General features: G+C 66.3%; 18 protein-coding genes. 8 read left to right on the top strand and 10 right to left on the bottom strand.

Going from position 1 to position 19,871, the window contains the following annotated elements; genetic code table 11:
* Window positions 1–71 precede the first annotated feature (71 nt).
* The gene (rapZ, locus tag LZ005_RS11500; RefSeq protein WP_237808207.1) at window positions 72–938 is read left to right on the top strand and encodes an RNase adapter RapZ; all 867 of its coding nucleotides are present in this window, start codon (window positions 72–74) and stop codon (window positions 936–938) included.
* Here the strand turns inward: rapZ and LZ005_RS11495 are convergent.
* The 8 genes from LZ005_RS11495 to LZ005_RS11460 form a co-directional block, all read right to left on the bottom strand.
* Window positions 935–2,017, bottom strand: a complete 1,083-nt coding sequence (locus tag LZ005_RS11495) for an enoyl-CoA hydratase/isomerase family protein (RefSeq protein WP_237808206.1) — start codon at window positions 2,015–2,017, stop codon at window positions 935–937. The two genes, rapZ and LZ005_RS11495, sit on opposite strands and share 4 nt — an antisense overlap.
* Window positions 2,018–2,109: 92 nt before the next feature.
* On the bottom strand, window positions 2,110–2,463 hold the full coding sequence (gene hpf / locus LZ005_RS11490; RefSeq protein WP_237808205.1) for a ribosome hibernation-promoting factor, HPF/YfiA family: 354 nt from the start codon (window positions 2,461–2,463) through the stop codon (window positions 2,110–2,112).
* A 75-nt stretch (window positions 2,464–2,538) separates the two neighbouring features.
* Window positions 2,539–4,008, bottom strand: a complete 1,470-nt coding sequence (locus LZ005_RS11485; RefSeq protein ID WP_237808204.1) for an RNA polymerase factor sigma-54 — start codon at window positions 4,006–4,008, stop codon at window positions 2,539–2,541.
* Between the two features lie 5 nt (window positions 4,009–4,013).
* Window positions 4,014–4,769, bottom strand: coding sequence for an LPS export ABC transporter ATP-binding protein (gene lptB / locus LZ005_RS11480; protein ID WP_237808203.1), 756 nt, complete (start codon window positions 4,767–4,769; stop codon window positions 4,014–4,016).
* The gene (gene lptA, locus LZ005_RS11475; RefSeq protein ID WP_237808202.1) at window positions 4,769–5,314 is read right to left on the bottom strand and encodes a lipopolysaccharide transport periplasmic protein LptA; all 546 of its coding nucleotides are present in this window, start codon (window positions 5,312–5,314) and stop codon (window positions 4,769–4,771) included. Before lptA ends, lptB begins: the two co-directional genes overlap by 1 nt.
* Before the next feature lie 16 nt (window positions 5,315–5,330).
* Window positions 5,331–5,921 carry an LPS export ABC transporter periplasmic protein LptC gene (gene lptC, locus LZ005_RS11470; protein ID WP_237808201.1) on the bottom strand — a complete coding sequence of 197 codons (591 nt, stop codon included), beginning with the start codon at window positions 5,919–5,921 and terminating at the stop codon, window positions 5,331–5,333.
* 2 nt (window positions 5,922–5,923) lie between these two features.
* Complete coding sequence (locus LZ005_RS11465) at window positions 5,924–6,457, bottom strand: HAD family hydrolase (protein WP_237808200.1); 534 nt, start codon at window positions 6,455–6,457, stop codon at window positions 5,924–5,926.
* Window positions 6,457–7,479, bottom strand: a complete 1,023-nt coding sequence (locus tag LZ005_RS11460; RefSeq protein WP_307727797.1) for a KpsF/GutQ family sugar-phosphate isomerase — start codon at window positions 7,477–7,479, stop codon at window positions 6,457–6,459. Before LZ005_RS11460 ends, LZ005_RS11465 begins: the two co-directional genes overlap by 1 nt.
* A 71-nt stretch (window positions 7,480–7,550) precedes the next feature.
* On the opposite strand from LZ005_RS11460, the gene LZ005_RS11455 reads away from it, so the two are divergent.
* Window positions 7,551–9,542: a monovalent cation:proton antiporter family protein gene (locus LZ005_RS11455; protein WP_237808198.1), complete on the top strand. Its 1,992-nt coding sequence runs from the start codon at window positions 7,551–7,553 to the stop codon at window positions 9,540–9,542.
* 293 nt (window positions 9,543–9,835) lie between these two features.
* Here the strand turns inward: LZ005_RS11455 and LZ005_RS11450 are convergent, their stop codons facing one another.
* The gene (locus LZ005_RS11450) at window positions 9,836–10,909 is read right to left on the bottom strand and encodes a substrate-binding domain-containing protein (RefSeq protein ID WP_237808197.1); all 1,074 of its coding nucleotides are present in this window, start codon (window positions 10,907–10,909) and stop codon (window positions 9,836–9,838) included.
* 163 nt (window positions 10,910–11,072) lie between these two features.
* Between LZ005_RS11450 and LZ005_RS11445 the strand changes: the two genes are divergently transcribed.
* The 6 genes from LZ005_RS11445 to LZ005_RS11420 are packed head-to-tail and all read left to right on the top strand — an operon-like array spanning window position 11,073 to window position 18,677.
* Entirely contained in the window at window positions 11,073–12,737 is a 1,665-nt protein-coding gene (locus LZ005_RS11445; protein WP_237808196.1) for an OFA family MFS transporter, read from the top strand.
* 25 nt (window positions 12,738–12,762) lie between these two features.
* A complete protein-coding gene (locus tag LZ005_RS11440) occupies window positions 12,763–13,233 on the top strand; it encodes a formate dehydrogenase subunit gamma (RefSeq protein ID WP_237808195.1) in 471 nt (156 codons plus the stop codon).
* Window positions 13,230–14,780: an NADH-quinone oxidoreductase subunit NuoF gene (locus LZ005_RS11435; protein ID WP_237808194.1), complete on the top strand. Its 1,551-nt coding sequence runs from the start codon at window positions 13,230–13,232 to the stop codon at window positions 14,778–14,780. The genes LZ005_RS11440 and LZ005_RS11435 overlap by 4 nt, the downstream gene beginning before the upstream one ends.
* On the top strand, window positions 14,770–17,634 hold the full coding sequence (gene fdhF / locus LZ005_RS11430) for a formate dehydrogenase subunit alpha (RefSeq protein WP_237808193.1): 2,865 nt from the start codon (window positions 14,770–14,772) through the stop codon (window positions 17,632–17,634). The genes LZ005_RS11435 and fdhF overlap by 11 nt, the downstream gene beginning before the upstream one ends.
* Window positions 17,634–18,431, top strand: coding sequence for a formate dehydrogenase accessory sulfurtransferase FdhD (fdhD, locus tag LZ005_RS11425; RefSeq protein ID WP_237808192.1), 798 nt, complete (start codon window positions 17,634–17,636; stop codon window positions 18,429–18,431). Before fdhF ends, fdhD begins: the two co-directional genes overlap by 1 nt.
* A gap of 9 nt (window positions 18,432–18,440) precedes the next feature.
* Entirely contained in the window at window positions 18,441–18,677 is a 237-nt protein-coding gene (locus LZ005_RS11420; protein WP_237808191.1) for a formate dehydrogenase subunit delta, read from the top strand.
* A 1-nt stretch (window position 18,678) separates the two neighbouring features.
* Here LZ005_RS11420 and LZ005_RS11415 read toward each other — a convergent pair whose 3' ends face one another.
* Window positions 18,679–19,824, bottom strand: a complete 1,146-nt coding sequence (locus LZ005_RS11415) for a diguanylate cyclase (protein WP_237808190.1) — start codon at window positions 19,822–19,824, stop codon at window positions 18,679–18,681.
* Window positions 19,825–19,871 lie beyond the last annotated feature (47 nt).

Below are 19,871 nucleotides of genomic sequence, written 5' to 3'. Positions count from 1 at the left end.
ACCCCGATTTATCTTGGGGGTAAGCGGTGGGGGCTGAGGTCTGGGCGCGCTTCGGGTATCATCTGGCCATCATGCAAATCGTGCTTATCACCGGGATCTCGGGCTCGGGCAAATCGGTCGCGCTCAATGTGCTCGAGGACAGCGGCTTCTACTGCGTCGACAATCTGCCGCCAGCCTTGCTGCTGAAACTCGTCGATACGGTTTCGGCCGACGGCGCCTCGCGCCTGGCCGTCGCCGTCGACGCGCGCAGCGCCGCCTCGCTGGCCGATCTGCCGCATAACGTGGCCCTGCTGCGCCAGTACGGGCATCAGGTGAAGACGGTGTTTCTGACGGCGAATACGCATGCGCTGGTGGCGCGCTTCTCGGAAACGCGGCGCAGCCATCCGCTCTCGCATGAACTGCGCCCGGGCGAAAATCCGGCCTCGCGCCGCACTCTGATCGAATGCATTTCGGAAGAGCGCGAACGCCTCTCGGCCATCGAGAACCTCGGCCATGTGATCGACACCTCGGACCTGCGCGCGAATAAGCTGCGCGCCTGGATCCGCGAACTGGTGCTGCTCGAAGCGGCGCCGCTGACCCTGTTCTTCGAATCCTTCGCCTTCAAGCTCGGGGTCCCGCTCGACGCCGACTTCGTGTTCGATGTGCGCGCGATTCCAAATCCCTTTTATGACCTGAGCCTGCGCCCCCTGACCGGGCGCGACGAGCCGGTCATCGCCTTCCTCGACGCCCAGCCCCAGGCCGGCGAAATGCTGGCCGATATTCGCGCCTTCGTCGAAAAATGGCTGCCGAGCTTCAAGCACGACAACCGCGCCTACCTGACGGTGGCGATCGGCTGCACCGGCGGCCAGCACCGCAGCGTCTACATGGCCGAGCGCCTGGGCGCCTATTTCGCGGGGCGCGATGAACGCGTCATCGTGCGCCACCGCGAACAGCATTAAGCGCCGAGACTGCGCAGCGGGTGCGTCGCCGCCGGCCACGGCGGCTCGAAGAAGCGCGCCACCATCGCCTCCGTGACGGCCTCGAGCGTGGGCGGATTCCATTGCGGCCGGTTGTCCTTGTCGATCACCAGCGCGCGCACGCCTTCGAGCACTTCGCCATGCTCGAAAGTGCGGCGCACCAGATTGCGCTCGAGGCGCAGACAGTCGGCCACGTCAAGGCTGGCGCCGCGGCGCAGCAGTTCCTGGGTCACACACATCAGCAGCGGCGAACGGGTACGCATGGCGGCCAGGGCCTGCTGGGCGAAGGGGCTGGCGTCGGCCGCCAGCGCAGCCATCACGCCGGCCACGGTCGGCGCGCTGAAGTGCTGGTCGATGCGCGCACGCTCGGCCGCCAGCGGCGCCGGACCGGCATCGAAACCGGCGCAGAATGCGGCCAGCGCAGCGCCCAGCTCGGCACCGGGCGTGGCCGCGATCAGCGCATGCAGGGCCGGCAGCGCGTCGGTCGGCACATAGTGGTCGGCCAGGCCCAGGTAGAGGCAGTCAGCCGCGCCCACGGTCAGCCCGGTCAGGCCCAGATACATGCCGAGTTGGCCCGGCGCATGCGAGAGGAAGTGGCTGCCGCCGACATCGGGGAACAGGCCGATGTTCACCTCGGGCATGGCGATCTTGCTGTTATCGGTGACGATGCGGATGCCGCAGCCGGGCCCGCCCTGAGCGATGCCCATGCCGCCGCCCATGACCACGCCTTGCATGAGCGCGACATAGGGCTTGGGATAGAAATGGATCAGGTAGTTGAGCGCGTATTCCTCGGTGAAGAAGTCTTCCAGCAGGGCGCTGCCGCCCATCGGCGTGCGCGTGCCGACCTCGTAAAAGAAGCGGATGTCGCCGCCGGCGCACAGGGCCTTCTCGCTGCTGCTCTGCAGGACTACGGCCTGCACGGCGGCGTCGCTGCGCCAGGCCGTCAGGGTGGCAGTCAGCGCCCGCACCATGTCGAGCGAGAGCGAGTTCAGGGCCTTGGGACGGTCGAGCGTGATGAAGCCGATGCCATTGGCAACGCGGGTCTGGACGAATTCAGTCATGGCGGAAAACGCAAGTGATCAAAAGCGTGATTGTAGCGCCCGCAAAAACAAAAAAGGGCGCCGCAGCGCCCTTTGTGCTTGATCCAGCCAGCTCAGGCCGCGGCCTGCACCCCGTCATCGGGGAAATGCTTGGCGGCCAAGTGCTTGTGATCTTGCACTTTGTCCTTGTATTTCATGACCTGGCGATCGAGCTTGTCGATCAGGGTGTCGATGGCCGCATACAGATCTTGCGAGCAGCTTTCCACGAACACGGTCTTGCCAGACAGACGCAGGTTGATTTCGGCCTTTTGCCGTTTTTCTTTTTCAGTCAGATTGTCGACGGAGAGGATGACAGCGATATCGATGACTTGATCGAAGTGTCGTTTGATGCGCTCGAGTTTATTCTGGACGTAGTCTCGGATGGCGGGCGTAACTTCAAGATGATGACCACTGATGGTGAGGTTCATACACACTCCTAAGGTGGGTTACTACCTGGGTCACGCTATCCCTTGGCTTGGGATGGACAGCGGAGGACCCGCACACTACAAGGATTTGCGGAGGCTGACGGGTGGGATCTTGAGCGCTTCACGGTATTTGGCGACGGTACGCCGCGCAATGACCATGCCCTGTTCCCCCAGCATTTCCGCGATCTTACTGTCGGATAAAGGATTTTTAGGGTCTTCTGCTCCTGTCAATTGCTGTATCAGCGCACGAATTGCCGTTGACGACGCTTCGCCCCCCGCTTCCGTGGCAACATGGCTGCCGAAAAAGTACTTCAACTCAAACATGCCGTGCGGGGTAAGCATGTATTTTTGAGTCGTGACACGAGAAATCGTGCTCTCGTGTAGACCTAGTGTATCAGCTATTTCGCGCAACACAAGGGGGCGCATGGCAACAGCCCCATGCGAGAAAAAATTCTTCTGGCGCTCGACGATGGCTTGCGAAACACGCAAGATCGTGTCGAAGCGCTGGCGCATATTTTTGATCAGCCACTTGGCTTCCTGCAGCTGTCCGCTGAGGGCGCCGTCCGCTTTGCCGCCCTTCATCAGGCTGGCGTAGAGGGCGTTCACGCGCAGGCGCGGCATCACCTCCTGGTTCAGGCTGACGATCCAGCCGCCCTTCCCGCGCCGCACGATCACATCCGGCACCACATAGTCCGACGCGTCATTGGCAAAGGCCGCGCCCGGATGCGGATGGCACTGGCGGATCACGGCCTGGGCTTCGCGCAGGTCTTCGTCGTCGCAGTCGAGCGCCTTCTTCAGCTTGTTGAATTCGCGCTGGGCGAACCAGGGCAGATACTGCTCGACGATGGTCAAGGCCATGCGCCGCGTGACCAGGGGCACGTGCGGCAGGCGGCGGATCTGCAGGGCCAGGCATTCGGCCGCCGTGCGCGCGCCGACCCCGGCCGGGTCCAGGCTCTGCACGAGGCGCAGGGCCGTGCGCAGTTCATCGGGGTCGATCTCGAGTTCTTCAGGCAGGCGCGCATGGATCTCGTCCAGGCTCTCTTCCAGATAGCCGTTGTCGTCGATCGCGTCGATGATCAGGGCGGCCAGCGCACGGTCGCGTTCGGACAGCTGGGTCACGCGCACCTGCTCGTTCAGATGCTCGCGCAGGCTGCAGGCGCAGGCTTCGAGCTGGGGGCGGCCGTCATCGTCCTCGTCCTCGTCCTGGCCTTTGCCGCTGCCCACGCCACTCCAGTCGAGTTCACCTTCGGGCGCTGCCGGGCCGCCCTCGTCGGGCACCTCGGCGCTGGCGCCCGGCTCGCTGGCCGGGGCCGCGTCGGGCGCGCCTTCGGCCGCCGGCGCGCTCGGCTGGATCACCCCATCGGCCAGCACGCGCACCGAATGTTCGAGCGGATCGTCGAGCCGTTCCAGCAGCGGGTTCTCGGCCAGCGCCTGTTCGATTTCCTGGTGCAGTTCCAGCGTCGACAGCTGCAGCAAACGGATCGACTGCTGGAGCTGCGGTGTCAGCGCCAGGTGCTGCGAGGCCCGTAATTGCAGAGATTGCTTCATAGGGACTACATGCGGAAATGCTCGCCCAGATAGACGCGTCGCACGGATTCGTCGGCGATGATGTCGTCCGGCCGCCCGGAGGCCATCACCGCGCCCTGGTTGATGATGTAGGCGCGGTCGCAGATGCCGAGGGTCTCGCGCACATTGTGGTCGGTGATCAGCACGCCGATCCCGCGCTCCTTGAGGAAGCGCACGATGCGCTGGATCTCGATGACGGCGATCGGGTCGACACCGGCGAAGGGTTCGTCCAGCAGCACGAAGCGCGGATTGGTCGCCAGGGCGCGCGCGATCTCGACGCGGCGCCGCTCGCCGCCCGACAGCGAGAGCGCGGGGTTTTCACGCAGCTTTTCAATCTGCAGCTCGGCCAGCAGGGTGTCGAGGCGGCTCGTGATGGCTTCCTTGCTCAGGGGCTTGCCGTCCTGCTTCTGCAGTTCCAGCACGGCGCGGATGTTCTCCTCCACCGTCAGCTTGCGGAACACCGAGGCTTCCTGCGGCAGATAGGACAGGCCCATCACGGCGCGCCGGTGAATCGGCAGGCTGGTGATGTCCACGCCCGAGATGTTGATGGCCCCGGCGTCGGACGGCACCAGGCCGACGATCATGTAGAAGGACGTGGTCTTGCCGGCCCCGTTGGGACCGAGCAGGCCGACCACTTCGCCGCATTCGACATGCAGGGACACATCGCGCACGACCAGGCGCTTGCCATAGCTTTTTTGCAGGCCCTTGACGTCGAGTTTGCTGCCGCAGGTCTGTTCCGCCATTATTGTTTCCCTGCCGGTTTGATGACTTTCGGCTGGCTGACCGTGCGCACGCGCGGCTGGCCTTCGCGCGTGGTGCCGCTGGCGTCATTGATCATCGAGAAGGCTTCAGTGCGGTTGCTGTAGGTGAAGTGCTCGCCCGTCGATTCCTGGGTCACGCGCGTGCCTTCGAGCTGGCGCAGCTTCACGCGCGAGAAGAACTTCACGACCTCGCTCTTGTCGTCGTATTCGATGCGCTCGGCTTCGCCTTCCATCCACAGGTCGCCGCCGTCGCGCTTCTGGCGGAAGCTGACCAGCTTGCCGGGATCGGCGAACAGGGTGATGTAGGTGTAGCCCTGCTCGTCTTCCTTGACGACGGCGCGGCCGGCGCGCACTTTCAGGGTGCCGCGCGTGAGTTCGACATTGCCCGTGTATTCGACGCCCTGGGTCAGGGCGTTGCCCTTGTAGGCATTGGCGTCGATTTCGATCGGTTTATTGGCGTCGGCTTTTTCGGCCAGGGCCGGCAGGGCCAGGGCGGTCAGCAGGCAGGCGAGGATCGGGGTCTTCATGCGGGTCTCCATGCCATCAGCGGCCGTGCGGCGGGAAGCTGCTGCGCACCTGGCTCAAGATGGAAATTTCTTGCTTGGTATTGTCGATGAACAGGCCCGTGCCCGACAGCTGGGCGCGGCCCGACTGCATGGTCACCGGCAGATCGGTCTTGATGTGTTCGTCGTCGGGGAACAGGGTCACGGCCTCGGTGCGCACGTCGAGCCCGCGCGCGGCCGCGCTGGCCGGACGCACGATGCTGACGCCGCCCGTCAGGCGCACTTCGGAATTATTGTTGACCACGTGGGCCTGGGCCGCGTGGATCACCATCGGCGGCGCCTCGGCCGACAGGCTCTGCACGACCGGGGTCTCGATCAGCGAGGAATCGTCGAGCGGGCGGTGGGTCATGCGCGCGCCCGAGACGATATACGCCGGCTTGCCCTGGGGCGACATGCGCACGAAGCTGAACTTCTCGACGATGTAGTCGGGATCGTTCTTGGCCGCATCCGCCGCCAGATCGGCCTCGCTCTGGCGCATCAGCTGCAGCAGCCAGAAGCTGCCGAGCGCGAACAGGGCGCCGGCGATCAGCACGGCGCCGAGGCGCCAACGGTGGGCGGTACGCTTGTGCATCGTCAGTCGAAGTAGCCGGCCAGCACCTTGTCATAGGTGCCCTGGGCTTTCATGATCAGGTCGCAGACTTCGCGCACGGCGCCGCGCCCGCCGCCGGCGCGCGTGACGTAATGCACGCGGTGGCGCACTTCCGGGTGGCCGGTCGGCACGGTGACGGCGAAACCGACGCGCGCCAGCAGCGGCATGTCGATCACATCGTCGCCGATGTAGCCGCATTCCTCGGGCGCGATGCCGAGCTTCGCGGTCAGCTCCTGGAAGGCCACGCGCTTGTCGCGGTGGCCCTGGTAGACGTGGGTGATGCCGAGCACCTGGGCGCGCACATTGACGATCGGCGTGGTGCGCGCGCTGATGATGGCCGTCTGCACACCCGACTGGTTGAGCAGCTGGATGCCCAGGCCGTCGTTGACGAAGAAGGTCTTCATGCACTCGCCATTGGCGTCGTAGTGCATGCTGCCGTCGGTGAGCACGCCGTCGACGTCAAAAATCATCAGCTTGACGCGGGCGGCGCGTTGTTCGATATCGGTCAGCGGCAGCATCAGATCACCTTGGCGCGCGTGAGGTCATGGATATGCAGGGCGCCGACGAGCTTGCCTTCATCGTCGGTCACCAGCATCTGGTTGATGCGGAATTCCTCCATCACGGCCACGGCCTCGACGGCCAGGCGCTCGGGCCCGATCACGCGCGGGTTGGCATGCATGACCTCGCGGATGCGCAGCCGGGAGAAATCCTGCACGTGTTCGATCAGGCGGCGCAGGTCGCCATCGGTGAAGATGCCGATCGGCTTGCCGGCCGCATCGACGATGGCCGTCATGCCCATGCCCTTCTGGGTGATTTCGAGCAGGGCGGCCGACAGCAGGGCGTCGGCCGGCACGGCCGGCACGGCCGCGTCGCGCCGCATGACGTCGCGCACATGGGTCAGCAGCCGGCGCCCGAGCGCCCCGCCCGGATGCGAGCGCGCGAAGTCTTCCTCGCGAAAGCCGCGCGCGTCGAGCAGGGCCACGGCCAGGGCGTCGCCCATGGCCAGCGTAGCCGTGGTGGAGGCGGTCGGGGCCAGGTTCAGCGGGCAGGCTTCCTTGTCGACCGAGCAGTCGAGGTGGATGTCGGCCTGGCGCGCCAGGCTCGAGGCCGGATTGCCCGTCATCGCCACCAGGCCGGTGCCCATGCGCCGGATGATGGGGATGATCGAGACCAGCTCGGCCGTCTCGCCCGAATTCGAAATCGCCACGAACACGTCCTGGGCGGTGACCATGCCAAGGTCGCCATGGGCCGCCTCGGCCGGATGGACGAAGAAGGCCGGGGTGCCGGTCGAAGCCAGCGTGGCGGCGATCTTGCGGCCGATATGGCCCGACTTGCCGATGCCGGACACCACCACCCGCCCCTGGCATTGCAGCAGCAGGCCGACGGCGCGGCCGATGCTGTCATCGCTGGCCAGGCGCGCGTGCATTGCGCGGATCGCCTCGCCTTCGATGGCCAGCGTCTCGCGCGCCATCTGCAGGGCGCGCTCGGCGGCCTCGGGCTGTAAAGCTTTCTGCATTGTTTTTTGATGGGTTACACTCATGTCGGGAGTATAGCCGAATTAAGGAAAGCAAAAAGTTTGCCAGTAATTACAACACCCTCTGAAAGCCGCCTGTGACGCTGACCGGACTCGAACTGACCCTCTTGCTGCTGGGGAGCGCCGTCCTGGGCGTTGTAGCCTTCCGCACCCTGCATCTGCCGCCCATGCTCGGCTACCTGACCGTGGGCATCCTGATCGGTCCCCACGCGCTCGGTCTGGCGAGCCAGAATTCGACCACCGAGGCGCTGGCCGAGTTCGGCGTCGTCTTCCTGATGTTCTCGATCGGCCTGGAATTCTCCCTGTCCCAGCTGATGGCCATGCGCCGCTTCGTGTTCGGGCTCGGCCTGGCCCAGGTCAGCGTGACGATCGCCGCCACCATGCTGCTGGCCTGGGCGCTCGGACACCGCGCCGCGTTCGGCTTCAATGTCAGCTGGCAGGCCGCGTTCGCGCTCGGCGGCGCGCTCGCCATGTCGTCCACCGCCATCGTCGTCAAGATGCTGACCGAGCGGCTCGAGCTCGAGACCCCGCACGGACGCAAGATCATCGGCATCCTGCTGTTCCAGGATCTGGCCGTGGTGCCGCTGCTGATCGTCATCCCCTCGCTCGGCCAGAAGCCCGACGCACTGGTCGAGGCTCTGCTGTGGTCGGGCTTCAAGGCCGTGGTGGTGCTGGTGCTGCTGCTGGTGGTCGGGCAGCGCGTCATGCGGCCCTGGTTCACGGCCGTGGTCAAGCGCCGCTCGCAGGAATTGTTCATGCTGAACCTGCTGCTGGTAACGCTCGGGGCCGCCTGGATCACCGAGCATGCCGGCCTGTCGCTGGCCCTGGGCGCCTTCGTGGCCGGGATGCTGATTTCCGAAACCCAGTACAAGCACCAGGTGGAAGAGGACATCAAGCCGTTTCGCGATGTGCTGCTGGGGCTGTTCTTCATCTCGGTCGGGATGCTGCTCAACATCCCGCTGGTGATCGACAACTGGTGGATCGTGCTGGTGCTGGTGATCGGGCCCGTGCTGATGAAATTCGCCCTGATCGCCGCCCTGGCCAAGGCCTTCGGCGCCAGCGACGGCGTGGCCATGCGTACCGGCATCGCGCTGGCCCAGGCCGGCGAATTCGGCTTCGTGCTGCTGAATCTGGTGGCCAATGCCAAGCTGATCGACCCCTTCATCATCCAGCTGGTGCTGGCCTCGATGGTGCTGTCGATGCTGGTGGCGCCGCTGATCATCGCGCGCAGCGACCAGCTGGTGCTGAAATTCTCGTCGAACGAATGGATGATGCAGTCGCTGCAGCTGACCCAGATCGCCAGCCGCACGATGGCGACCCAGAAGCACGTGATCGTGGCCGGTTTCGGGCGCAGCGGCCAGCACCTGGCCACGCTGCTGAGCGAAGAAAAAGTGCCCTACCAGGCGCTCGACCTCGATCCCGAGCGCGTGCAGGAGGCCCAGGCGGCCGGGGCCAACGTTTCGTATGGCGACGCGGCGCGGCGCGAGAGCCTGGTGGCGGCCGGCATCTACCGCGCCAGCGCGCTGGTGATCACCTATGCCAGCACGCCCTCGGCGCTGAAGGTGCTGCGCCTCGTGCACGAGCTGGCGCCGACCCTGCCCGTGATCGTGCGCAGCCACGACGACAGCGACCTCGAAGTGCTGCGCCAGGCCGGCGCCAGCGAAGTGGTGCCGGAAGCGCTCGAAGGCAGTCTGATGCTCGCATCGCATGCGCTGGTGATGCTGGGCGTGCCGCTGCGGCGCGTGGTGCACCGCGTGCAAGCCGCGCGCGAAGAGCGCTACGGTGCCCTGCGCGGCTACTTCCACGGCGCCAGCGACGCCGCCGACGATGCCGAGCATCTGTACGTGCGTCTGCACAGCGTGACCCTGGCCGACGACGCGCGCGCGGTCGGCAAGGCGCTCGGTGCGCTGGCGCTGCACGAGGTGGGCGCCGACGTCACCCTGATCCGGCGCGGCAAGCAGCGCATGGAGCCGAGCGCCGACAGCGTGCTCGAAGCCGGCGACGTGGTCGTGCTGCGCGGGACCGCCGAAGCCGTCAGCCGCGCCGAAGCCCGCCTGCTGCGCCGCTAATCCCATCCGGGGTCAGGTCCGGCAATCGGACATGCGAGAACTTCTGCCCGCGCCCACGGTCGCAACGTAAAGGCGACCAGTCAGCGGCTGCAAAGTTCACCGATGTCCGATTGCCGGACCTGACACCGTTCAAAAACGGATTGCCGGACCAATTCCAACCGGGGTCAGGTCCGGCAATCGGACATGCGCGAACTTCTGCCCGCGCCCACGGTCGCAGCGAACAGGCGACCATCCTGCGGCCGCAAAGTTCGCCGATGTCCGATTGCCGGACCTGACACCGTTCAGTATTTTGTTCAGGAAAGGCCGGGGAAGGCTTCGGCCAGGGTCTGGACGGTGCCGCATTTTTCGGCGGAATAGCCGGGCAGCTCGTCCACGGCCTTGCGGAAGGAGTCGTCGTTCAGGACGTCGAGCACGGCCTGGATCTGCGGCGTGCGCAGGCGCTCTTTGTGGCATAGGAGGAAGTAGCGCTCGGTCGCCAAGGGCACGAAATCGAGCTTGAAACGGCGCGCCGGCGGCTCCACGCCCGGCCCGACATCGGCCATGCCGCTCGCCACGTACGCGGCCACCGCCGCATGGGTGAACTCGGACAGATTGAATCCGCTCACCTGGCGCGATTCGACCCGCGCCTTCTTCATCAGACACTCGATCAGGTAACGCGTGCCGGATCCGGGCTGGCGGTTCACAAAACGCAGGCCGGGCCGCGCAAGGTCGGCCACCGAATAAATCTTCAGCGGATTGCCGGGCGCGACCATCAGGCCCTGGCGCCGATTGGTCACATTGATCAGGCAGCTGGTGGCGGGATCGAGCCACTGGCGGTAGTGCTGAAACACCACGCGCTCGAACTCGCCCTGGGGAATGTGGAAGCCGGCCAGCTCGCAGGCGCCCGCGTAGTGCGACGCCACCGCCTCGACACTGCCGGTATAGCGCCGCTCGACCGGGGAACCGGCCTGGGTCAGGCTCTCGACCAGCTTTTCAACCGCGAAGCCGTGGCTGGCCTGGAATTTGAGCACGCGCTTCTCGGCCGCCAGCACCTTCTGCAGCTCGCCTTCGAGCTCGGCCGCCAGCGATTCGAGCGTCGGCCCCAGCCGCGCGGCGATGCGGTGCCCGGCCCAGGCCAGCTTCTCGCCCAGGGTGGTCAGGCGCGATCCCTTGCCGCGCTCCATGTCGAGCAGGGGCATGCCGAGCTGGCGCTCGCCTTCCTTGATCAGGTTCCAGGCATGCCGGTAGGAGGCCCCCGTCGCGCGGCAGGCGGCCGACAGGCTGCCCGCCACCTGCACGTCGGACAGCAGATTGAGCAGGCGCGGCGAGACCTGTCCGCCCTGGCGGTCGCTGATCGTCCACACCGTTTCGATTGAAATCTTGTGCATAGGCCCTGCCAGCATAGCTAATAGGTGGTCGACAGCATATGTGTCGTGCGCCAGCCCGCATATTGCGCGATTCGAAAAGCTGTTCCATGCTGTAGCTGTGCTGTAAAAGCATATGTGAATGCCCATCAAGAGGCAACCGAAAATCATAATCAAGGAGACGGTAATGACGGCGCAAGTGTTGGCTGAGCCTGGCATTGACCAGGTCGGGTTTCTATCGAAGGAAAGGACGATCGCCCAGCCGGGCTTCAACCGCTGGCTGGTGCCGCCGGCGGCGCTGGCGATCCACCTGTGTATCGGCATGGCCTACGGCTTTTCGGTGTTCTGGCTGCCGCTGTCCAAGGCCCTGGGCATCAAGGACCCGGTCAAATGCGGCCCCGAAGTGGGCTTCTTCCAGGAATTGTTCACGACCACCTGCGACTGGAAAATCTCCACGCTGGGCTGGATGTACACCCTGTTTTTCGTGCTGCTTGGTTCCTCGGCGGCCCTGTGGGGCGGCTGGCTCGAGCGCGCCGGTCCGCGCAAGGCGGGCGTGGTCTCGGCCCTGTGCTGGTGCGGCGGCATGCTGATCTCGGCCCTGGGCGTGCAGACCCACCAGTTCTGGATGATGCTGCTGGGCTCGGGCGTGATCGGCGGCATCGGCCTCGGTCTCGGCTATATCTCGCCGGTCTCGACCCTGATTAAATGGTTCCCCGACCGGCGCGGCATGGCCACCGGCATGGCCATCATGGGCTTCGGCGGCGGCGCCATGATCGGTTCGCCGCTGGCGGCCGAACTGATGAAGATCTTCGCCACCGACAGCAATGTCGGCGTGGCCCAGACTTTCATCGTGATGGCCGCCATCTACTTCGTCTTCATGATGGGCGGGGCGCTCGGCTACCGGGTGCCGCCGACCGGCTGGAAGCCGGAAGGCTGGACGCCGCCGCCGGCCCAGATCGGCAACGCCATGATCACCCAGCGCCACGTGCACGTGAAGCGGGTCTGGGGCATTCCCCAGTTCTGGCTGGTGTGGATGGTGCTGTGCATGAACGTCTCGGCCGGTATCGGCGTGATCGGCATGGCCAGCCCGATGCTGCAGGAAGTCTTTGGCGGCAGCCTGATCGGCGTGAGCAAGGGCTTCACCGAACTCGACAAGGCACAGCTGACCGCCATCGCCGGCGTCGCCGCGGGCTTTACGGCCCTGCTGTCGCTGTTTAACATCGCCGGGCGCTTCGTCTGGGCCAGCCTGTCGGACAAGCTGGGCCGCAAGACCACCTACTTTGTCTTCTTCGTGCTCGGCGCGGCCATGTATGCGAGTGTGCCGGCCAGCGCCGGCATGGGCAGCAAACTGCTGTTCGTCGCGGCGCTGTGCGTTATCCTGAGCATGTATGGCGGCGGTTTCGCCACGGTGCCGGCCTACCTGGCCGACCTGTTCGGCACCCAGATGGTGGGCGCCATCCACGGCCGCCTGCTGACGGCCTGGGCCACGGCGGGCATCGTCGGCCCGGTGGTGGTGAACTATATGCGCGACTATCAGCTCAGCCTTGGCCTGCCGCGCGATCAGGTGTACAACCAGACCATGTACATCCTGGTCGGCATGCTGATGATCGGCCTGATCTGCAATCTGCTGATCAAACCGCTCGATCCGAAGTACTTCATGAGCGACGCCGAGCTGGCCGAGGAAAAACGCCTGGCCCACGAACGCGCGAGCGCGGCCGAAGTCGGCGGCGGCAGCGGGGTGTTCGCCAAGACCTCGGACGCCACGGTGGCCCTGGCCTGGATCGCGGTCGGCATCCCCCTCGCCTGGGGCGTGTACCGCACGGTCTTGAGTGTGTCGAAATTCTTTAACTAAGGCGTAAGATGGAACGGTGGGACGTATGAACAACAATGTCAATGAGATTGTCGGGGCGCTGGTCGCGGACTTCGCGGCCATGCCCGGGGGCTTGCTGCCTTTGCTGCACGCGGTCCAGGACCGGCTTGGTTACATCCCACCGTCGAGCGTGCCCTTGATCGCGCGCGGCCTGAATCTGTCGCGCGCCGAAGTGCACGGCGTGATCACCTATTACCACCACTTCCGCCAGGCCCCGGCCGGCAAGCATGTGGTGCAAGTCTGCTGCGCCGAGTCCTGCCAGGCCTGCGGCAGCGAGGCCCTGCTGGCCGCGGCCAGCACGGCGCTCGGCTGCGCACCCGGGACGACCCGGGCCGATGGCGCGGTGACGCTGGAGCCGGTCTACTGCCTCGGCCTGTGCGCCGCCTCCCCGGCCGTGCAGATCGACGCTGCCCTGCATGCACGGGTGACGCCCGAGGCCCTGCACGGCCTGCTGGCCAAGCTGGAGGACGTCCAATGAGCACCACTGTGTTCGTCCCGCGCGACAGCGCCGCCCTGGCCCTGGGCGCGGAAGCAGTGGCCAGCGCCATCGCGGCCGAAGCCGCGCGCCGCGGGCTGGATGTGCAGATCGTGCGCAATGGCTCGCGCGGCATGTTCTGGCTCGAGCCGCTGGTCGAAGTGGCCACGCCGGCCGGCCGTGTCGCCTATGGCCCGGTGCAGGCCGACGCGGTGGCGGGCCTGTTCGATGCGGGCTTTCTGGAAGGCGGCGCGCATGCGCTGGCGCTTGGCCCGACCGAGGCGATTCCCTTCCTGGCGCGCCAGCAGCGCCTGACGTTTGCGCGCATGGGCGTGACCGATCCGCTCTCGCTGAGCGACTACGCGGCCCACGGCGGCTGGCTGGGCCTGCAGGCCGCGCTGGCCCTGGACGGCATGGGCATCGTCCAGCAGGTGCTCGATTCGGGCCTGCGCGGGCGCGGCGGCGCGGCCTTCCCGGCCGGGATCAAATGGCGCACGGTGGCGCAGACGGCGGGCGCGCAGAAGTACGTGGTCTGCAATGCCGACGAAGGCGACTCCGGCACCTTCTCCGACCGCATGACGATGGAGGGTGATCCCTTCATGCTGATCGAAGGGATGCTGATCGCCGGCCTGGCCGTGGGCGCCACGCGCGGCTACATCTACATCCGCTCGGAATACCCGCATGCGATCGCCAGCATGCAGCAGGCGATCGACCTCGCCAGCGCGGCCGGCTATCTGGGCGCCGACGTGTGCGGCAGCGGCAAGGCCTTCGCGCTCGAAGTGCGCAAGGCGGCCGGCTCGTATGTGTGCGGCGAAGAGACGGCCATGTTGGAGAGCATCGAGGGCAAGCGCGGCGTGGTGCGCGCCAAGCCGCCGCTGCCGGCCATCGCTGGCCTGTTCGGCTGCCCGACCGTCATCAACAATGTGATCACCCTTGCCTCGGTGCCGCTCATCCTGGCCAAGGGCGCGGCCTTCTACCGCGACTACGGCATGGGCCGTTCGACCGGCACCCTGCCCTTCCAGCTGGCCGGGAATATCCGCCACGGCGGCCTGGTCGAACGCGCATTTGGCCTGAGCCTGCGCGAGCTGGTGTTCGACTTCGGCGGCGGCACCCGCAGCGGCCGGCCGGTCAAGGCGATCCAGGTCGGCGGCCCGCTCGGCACCTATGTGCCGGAGGCGCACTGGGACCTGCCGCTCGACTACGAAGCCTATGCGGCGGTCGGCGCGGTGCTCGGCCACGGCGGCATCGTGGTCCACGACGACACGGCCGACATGGCCAAACTGGCGCGCTATGCGATGGAATTCTGCGCGCTCGAAAGCTGCGGCAAGTGCACGCCCTGCCGCATCGGCTCCACGCGCGGGGTCGAGGTGATCGACCGCATCCGCGCCAACGATCAGCGCCAGCAGCAGGTGATCCTGCTGCGCGACCTGTGCGACACGATGGTCCATGGCAGCCTGTGCGCGATGGGCGGCATGACGCCCTACCCGGTGCTGTCGGCCTTGAACTACTACCCTCAGGATTTTGGATTGGAGAGCAGCCATGTTGAGTAAGGACGATATCGACTATGGCACCCCGGCGCGCGAATCGGCGGAGCTGGTGGAACTGACGATCGACGGCTACACGGTCAGCGTCCCGAAAGGCACCTCGCTGATGCGCGCGGCCATGGACGCCGGCATCAAGGTGCCCAAACTGTGCGCGACCGACAGCCTCGAGCCCTTCGGCTCCTGCCGTCTGTGTCTGGTGGAGATCGAGGGCCGCAAGGGCTACCCGGCCTCCTGCACCACGCCGGCCGAGGCGGGCATGGTGGTGCACACCCAGACCGGCAAGCTGCAGGACATCCGGCGCGGCGTGATGGAGCTGTATATCAGCGACCACCCGCTCGACTGCCTGACCTGCTCGGCCAACGGCAACTGCGAGCTCCAGACCCAGGCCGGCGTAGTCGGCCTGCGCAATGTGCGCTACGCCGAGGGCGCCAACCACTGCGACAGCAAGAAGGACGAGTCGAATCCCTACTTCAGCTACGACCCGAGCAAGTGCATCGTCTGCAATCGCTGCGTGCGCGCCTGCGAGGAGACCCAGGGCACCTTTGCGCTGACCATCTCGGGGCGCGGTTTCGACAGCCGCGTCTCGCCCGGCCAGGACCAGGCCTTCATGGACAGCGAGTGCGTGTCCTGCGGCGCCTGCGTGCAGGCCTGCCCGACCGCCACCCTGCAGGAGAAGTCGATCATCCAGTGGGGCCAGCCGGAGCACAGCAAGATCACCACCTGCGCCTACTGCGGCGTGGGCTGCGGCTTCAAGGCCGAAATGAAGGGCAATACGGTGGTGCGCATGATCCCCTGGAAGGACGGCAAAGCCAACGAGGGCCATTCCTGCGTCAAGGGCCGTTTCGCCTTTGGCTACGCGACCCACAAGGACCGCATCAGCAAGCCGATGGTGCGCGAGAAGATCAGCGACCCGTGGCGCGAAGTGAGCTGGGACGAGGCGATCGGCTTTGCCGCGCGCCGCTTCCGCGAAATCCAGACCAAGTACGGCAAGGATGCGATCGGCGGCATCACCTCCTCGCGCTGTACCAACGAGGAAACCTACCTCGTGCAGAAGCTGGTGCGCGCCGCCTTCGGCACCAATAACGTCGACACCTGCGCGCGCGTGTGCCACTCGCCGACCGGGTATGGCCTCGGCCAGTCGCTCGGCACCTCGGCCGGCACCCAGACTTTCAAGTCGATCGAGCACGCCGATGTCATCATGGTCATCGGCGCCAACCCCAGCGACGCCCACCCGGTGTTCGCTTCGCGCATGAAGAAGCGCCTGCGCCAGGGCGCGCGCCTGATCGTGGTCGACCCGCGCAAGATCGAACTGGTCGACGCGCCCCACATCAAGGCCGACCACCACCTGGCCCTGAAGCCCGGCACCAATGTGGCCATCATCACGGCCCTGGCCCACGTGGTCGTCACCGAAGGCCTGCTGAACGCGGCCTATATCGCCGAACGCTGCGAGGACAAGAGCTTCCACGACTGGCGCGAATTCGTGGCCCGTCCCGAGAACTCGCCCGAGGCCTTCGAGGCCGAAACCGGGGTACCGGCAGCCGAAGTGCGCGCCGCCGCGCGCCTGTATGCGAGCGGCCCGAATTCGGCCATCTACTACGGCCTGGGCGTGACCGAACATGCACAGGGTTCGACCATGGTGCTCGGCATCGCCAACCTGGCCATGGCCTGCGGCATGGTCGGGCGCGAAGGCGTCGGCATCAATCCGCTGCGCGGCCAGAACAATGTGCAGGGCAGCTGCGACATGGGATCCTTCCCGCACGAGCTGCCCGGCTACCGGCATATCTCGGACACCACCGTGCGTTCCAGCTTCGAGGCCGAATGGGGCGTGACGCTCGACCCGGAACCGGGCCTGCGCATCCCGAATATGTTCGAGGCGGCGCTCGATGGCAGCTTCAAGGGCCTGTACTGCCAGGGCGAGGACATCGCCCAGTCCGACCCCAACACCCAGCACGTGACGGCCGCGCTGTCGGCGATGGAATGCATCGTGGTGCAGGACATCTTCCTCAACGAGACGGCCAAGTTCGCGCATGTGTTCCTGCCCGGTTCCTCCTTCCTCGAAAAGGACGGCACCTTCACCAATGCGGAGCGGCGCATCTCGCGCGTGCGCCAGGTGATGCCGCCACTGGGCGGCTATGCCGACTGGCAGGTCACGCAGCTGCTGTCGAACGCGCTCGGCTACCCGATGCACTACCAGCATCCGTCCGAGATCATGGACGAGATCGCGCGCCTGACCCCGACCTTCGCTGGCGTCAGCTTCGCCAAGATCGAGCGCATGGGCAGCGTCCAGTGGCCGTGCAACGAGACTACCGAGGAAGCCGGTACGCCCATCATGCACATCGATAAATTCGTGCGCGGGAAGGGCCGCTTCTTCATCACCAAGTACGTGCCGAGCGACGAGAAGGTGACGCGCAAATTCCCGCTGCTGCTGACCACGGGCCGGGTGCTGAGCCAGTACAACGTCGGGGCGCAGACGCGCCGCACGCCGAATAATCTGTGGCACAACGAGGACATCCTCGAGCTGCATGCCCACGACGCGCAGGAGCGCGGCATCCGCGACGGCGACTGGGTCGGCGTCGAGAGCCGCGCCGGGCGCACGGTGCTGCGCGCCCAGATCAGCGAGCGCATGCAGCCGGGCGTGGTGTACACCACCTTCCACTTCCCCGAGTCGGGCGCCAACGTGATCACCACCGACAGCTCGGACTGGGCCACCAACTGCCCCGAGTACAAGGTGACGGCGGTGCAGGTGGTGGCGGTCAGCCAGCCGTCCGAATGGCAGCAGCGCTATGCCGCCTTCAGCCGCGAACAGCTCGATCTGCTGGCGCGCCGCAAGGAGGCGCCGGAAGCGGCGCCGGCCAAGTGATGACCGAGGGCGTCGTACGGCGCACGGTGCCCCGCTGGCGCGGCCAGTGGGCGCCGGCCGCGCCCGACGACATCGCCGAGGAAGTGGCGGTGGCACTGACCTACAACGGCATCAGCCACGCGGTGATGATGGCCAGCCCGGGCGATCTGGACGACTTTGCGCTCGGCTTCAGCCTGACCGAGGGCCTGCTCGATTCGCCGGCCGAACTGTATGGCGTGGAGCAGAACCGCGGCCCGGAAGGCATCACGCTGGCGCTCGAAGTGGCCGCGGCCGCCGCCTTCCGCCTGAAGGAGCGGCGCCGCAATCTGGCCGGCCGCACCGGCTGCGGCCTGTGCGGCACCGACTCGCTGGCCATGGTGCGGCGCGTGCAGCAGCCGGTGCGCGCCGTGCAGGTGGCGGCGGCCGCCATCGCGCGTGCTGAGGAAGCGCTGCGCGGGGCCCAGCCGCTGCAGAACCTGACCGGCGCCACCCATGCCGCCGCCTGGGCCGATATGGACGGACGCATTCTGCTGCTGCGCGAAGACCTGGGCCGCCACAATGCGCTCGACAAGCTGATTGGCGCGCTGGTCCGCCAGCGCACCGACCCGGCCAGCGGCTTTCTGCTGGTGAGCAGCCGCGCCAGTTTCGAGATGGTGCAGAAGGCCGCAGCCTTCGGCGCCGGTGTGCTGGCCGCGGTGTCGGCCCCGACCTCGCTCGCCATCGAACTGGCCGAGCAGACCAATCTGGCCCTGGCCGGCTATGTGCGCGGCGGCGGCTGCGTGGCCTATACTTTTCCCGAGCGCCTTGGGGCGCGCTGAGATACGACTATGGATATCGAAAACCTCGTGGGCATGGCCAACCGGATTGGCGACTTCTTTGAGAGCATGCCCGATGCGGCCGAAGCGAAGGCCGGCATCGCCAACCACATCGCCAAATTCTGGGAGCCGCGCATGCGCGAAGCCCTGGTCGCCAGGCTCGCTGGCCCGGAGACGGCCACGCTGCACCCGATGGTGCGCGCCGCCGTGCTTGAGAATCTGCCGATGATGGCGCGCAAACGCGCCTGAGTCAGAGGAAGGACACGACCCGGTTGCGGCCCGACTGCTTGGCCTGATACAGGGCCGAATCGGCCTGGGCCAGCAGCTGGGTGGCCACCACCTCGGTGCTGTTGTCGCTGTCGAAGTCGTCCAGGGTGGCCACGCCGATCGACACCGTCACCGCAATCTGGCTGCCCGTGCTGATCTCGAAGGGCGTGCGCAGCATGCCGGCGCGAATACGTTCGGCCACGGTCACGGCGCTGTCCAGGTCCGCGTTAATCAGCAGGACCACAAACTCCTCGCCGCCGAAGCGCGCCAGGCAGTCGGACAGGCGCAGTTCATCCTTGATGCGGCCCGCCACTTCGCGCAGCACTTCATCGCCGGCCTGGTGGCCGACCGAGTCGTTGACCGACTTGAAGTGGTCGATATCGATATACATGCACGAGATGCAGTAGGCCTGACGGCGCGCGCGCTGGATCTCCTCCAGCAGGCGGCGGTCGATGTAGCGCCGGTTGTAGACGCCGGTCAGCGAATCGGTCAGGCCGATGTACTTCAGCATCTCGTTGGAGATCACGTTCTCCAGACAGATGGCGATGATCGAGCCCATGTGCTCGACGAAATCGGTGCCCAGCTGCGGGGTGAAGCGGGTCGGGTCGGTGCTGCCCAGATTCAGGCTGCCGATCAGGCGTTTGTTACGCAGCAGCGGCACCAGGGCCACGCTGCGGATGCCGGCCGGCCGCTGCGGCATCAGCGGCCCGTGCACGGCCTCGTCGAAGGGGCCGAGCCAGGGGCGCGGCGGGATCATCGCGGTGCCATGCGCGGCCACATGCGGCCCCAGTTCGCCGCGGCTTTCGACAAACATCAGGCTGGGGAAATCGTCGAAGTCGACGCCCAGCTTGTGCATCACCGTGTGGATGTCGGCGCCCTCGTCGATCAGCGCCAGCGCGACCACATCGAGTTCCGAAATCACCGGCAGCACGCGGAAGATGGTGCCCACCAGTTCGGGGAAAGTAGCCGCGCTGACGATTTCGAGATCGAAAGCCTGATGGCGGCACATGATGTCGTGATTGCGTTCAGCCTGTTCGATCAGATAGGCGAGACGCTCGCGCAAGATGTCATTTTCGGCACGCAGCTGCTGAAGCAGCTGATCAGGCTCGGCCGTGGAGCTCACCGTCATACGATCCCTACCCTGCGGTTTTATTGTGTGTGAGGGCTCCACATTAC

It is taken from the genome of Massilia sp. TS11 (genome assembly GCF_022012445.1).
Classification (GTDB): Bacteria; Pseudomonadota; Gammaproteobacteria; order Burkholderiales; family Burkholderiaceae_D; genus Telluria.
This window is presented reverse-complemented; position numbering and strand designations above follow the sequence as displayed.

What these genes read in the sequence shown, in the direction of transcription:
- lptB (WP_237808203.1), bottom strand. Translation starts at nt 4,769, where the DNA reads ATGGCGGAACAGACCTGCGGCAGCAAACTCGACGTCAAGGGCCTGCAA.
- lptA (WP_237808202.1), bottom strand. Translation starts at nt 5,314, where the DNA reads ATGAAGACCCCGATCCTCGCCTGCCTGCTGACCGCCCTGGCCCTGCCG.
- LZ005_RS11420 (WP_237808191.1), top strand. Translation starts at nt 18,441, where the DNA reads ATGGATATCGAAAACCTCGTGGGCATGGCCAACCGGATTGGCGACTTC.
- LZ005_RS11465 (WP_237808200.1), bottom strand. Translation starts at nt 6,457, where the DNA reads ATGCTGCCGCTGACCGATATCGAACAACGCGCCGCCCGCGTCAAGCTG.
- LZ005_RS11435 (WP_237808194.1), top strand. Translation starts at nt 13,230, where the DNA reads ATGAGCACCACTGTGTTCGTCCCGCGCGACAGCGCCGCCCTGGCCCTG.
- fdhD (WP_237808192.1), top strand. Translation starts at nt 17,634, where the DNA reads ATGACCGAGGGCGTCGTACGGCGCACGGTGCCCCGCTGGCGCGGCCAG.
- lptC (WP_237808201.1), bottom strand. Translation starts at nt 5,921, where the DNA reads ATGCACAAGCGTACCGCCCACCGTTGGCGCCTCGGCGCCGTGCTGATC.
- LZ005_RS11460 (WP_307727797.1), bottom strand. Translation starts at nt 7,479, where the DNA reads ATGAGTGTAACCCATCAAAAAACAATGCAGAAAGCTTTACAGCCCGAG.
- fdhF (WP_237808193.1), top strand. Translation starts at nt 14,770, where the DNA reads ATGTTGAGTAAGGACGATATCGACTATGGCACCCCGGCGCGCGAATCG.
- rapZ (WP_237808207.1), top strand. Translation starts at nt 72, where the DNA reads ATGCAAATCGTGCTTATCACCGGGATCTCGGGCTCGGGCAAATCGGTC.
- LZ005_RS11485 (WP_237808204.1), bottom strand. Translation starts at nt 4,008, where the DNA reads ATGAAGCAATCTCTGCAATTACGGGCCTCGCAGCACCTGGCGCTGACA.
- LZ005_RS11440 (WP_237808195.1), top strand. Translation starts at nt 12,763, where the DNA reads ATGAACAACAATGTCAATGAGATTGTCGGGGCGCTGGTCGCGGACTTC.
- LZ005_RS11445 (WP_237808196.1), top strand. Translation starts at nt 11,073, where the DNA reads ATGACGGCGCAAGTGTTGGCTGAGCCTGGCATTGACCAGGTCGGGTTT.
- LZ005_RS11415 (WP_237808190.1), bottom strand. Translation starts at nt 19,824, where the DNA reads ATGACGGTGAGCTCCACGGCCGAGCCTGATCAGCTGCTTCAGCAGCTG.
- hpf (WP_237808205.1), bottom strand. Translation starts at nt 2,463, where the DNA reads ATGAACCTCACCATCAGTGGTCATCATCTTGAAGTTACGCCCGCCATC.
- LZ005_RS11495 (WP_237808206.1), bottom strand. Translation starts at nt 2,017, where the DNA reads ATGACTGAATTCGTCCAGACCCGCGTTGCCAATGGCATCGGCTTCATC.
- LZ005_RS11450 (WP_237808197.1), bottom strand. Translation starts at nt 10,909, where the DNA reads ATGCACAAGATTTCAATCGAAACGGTGTGGACGATCAGCGACCGCCAG.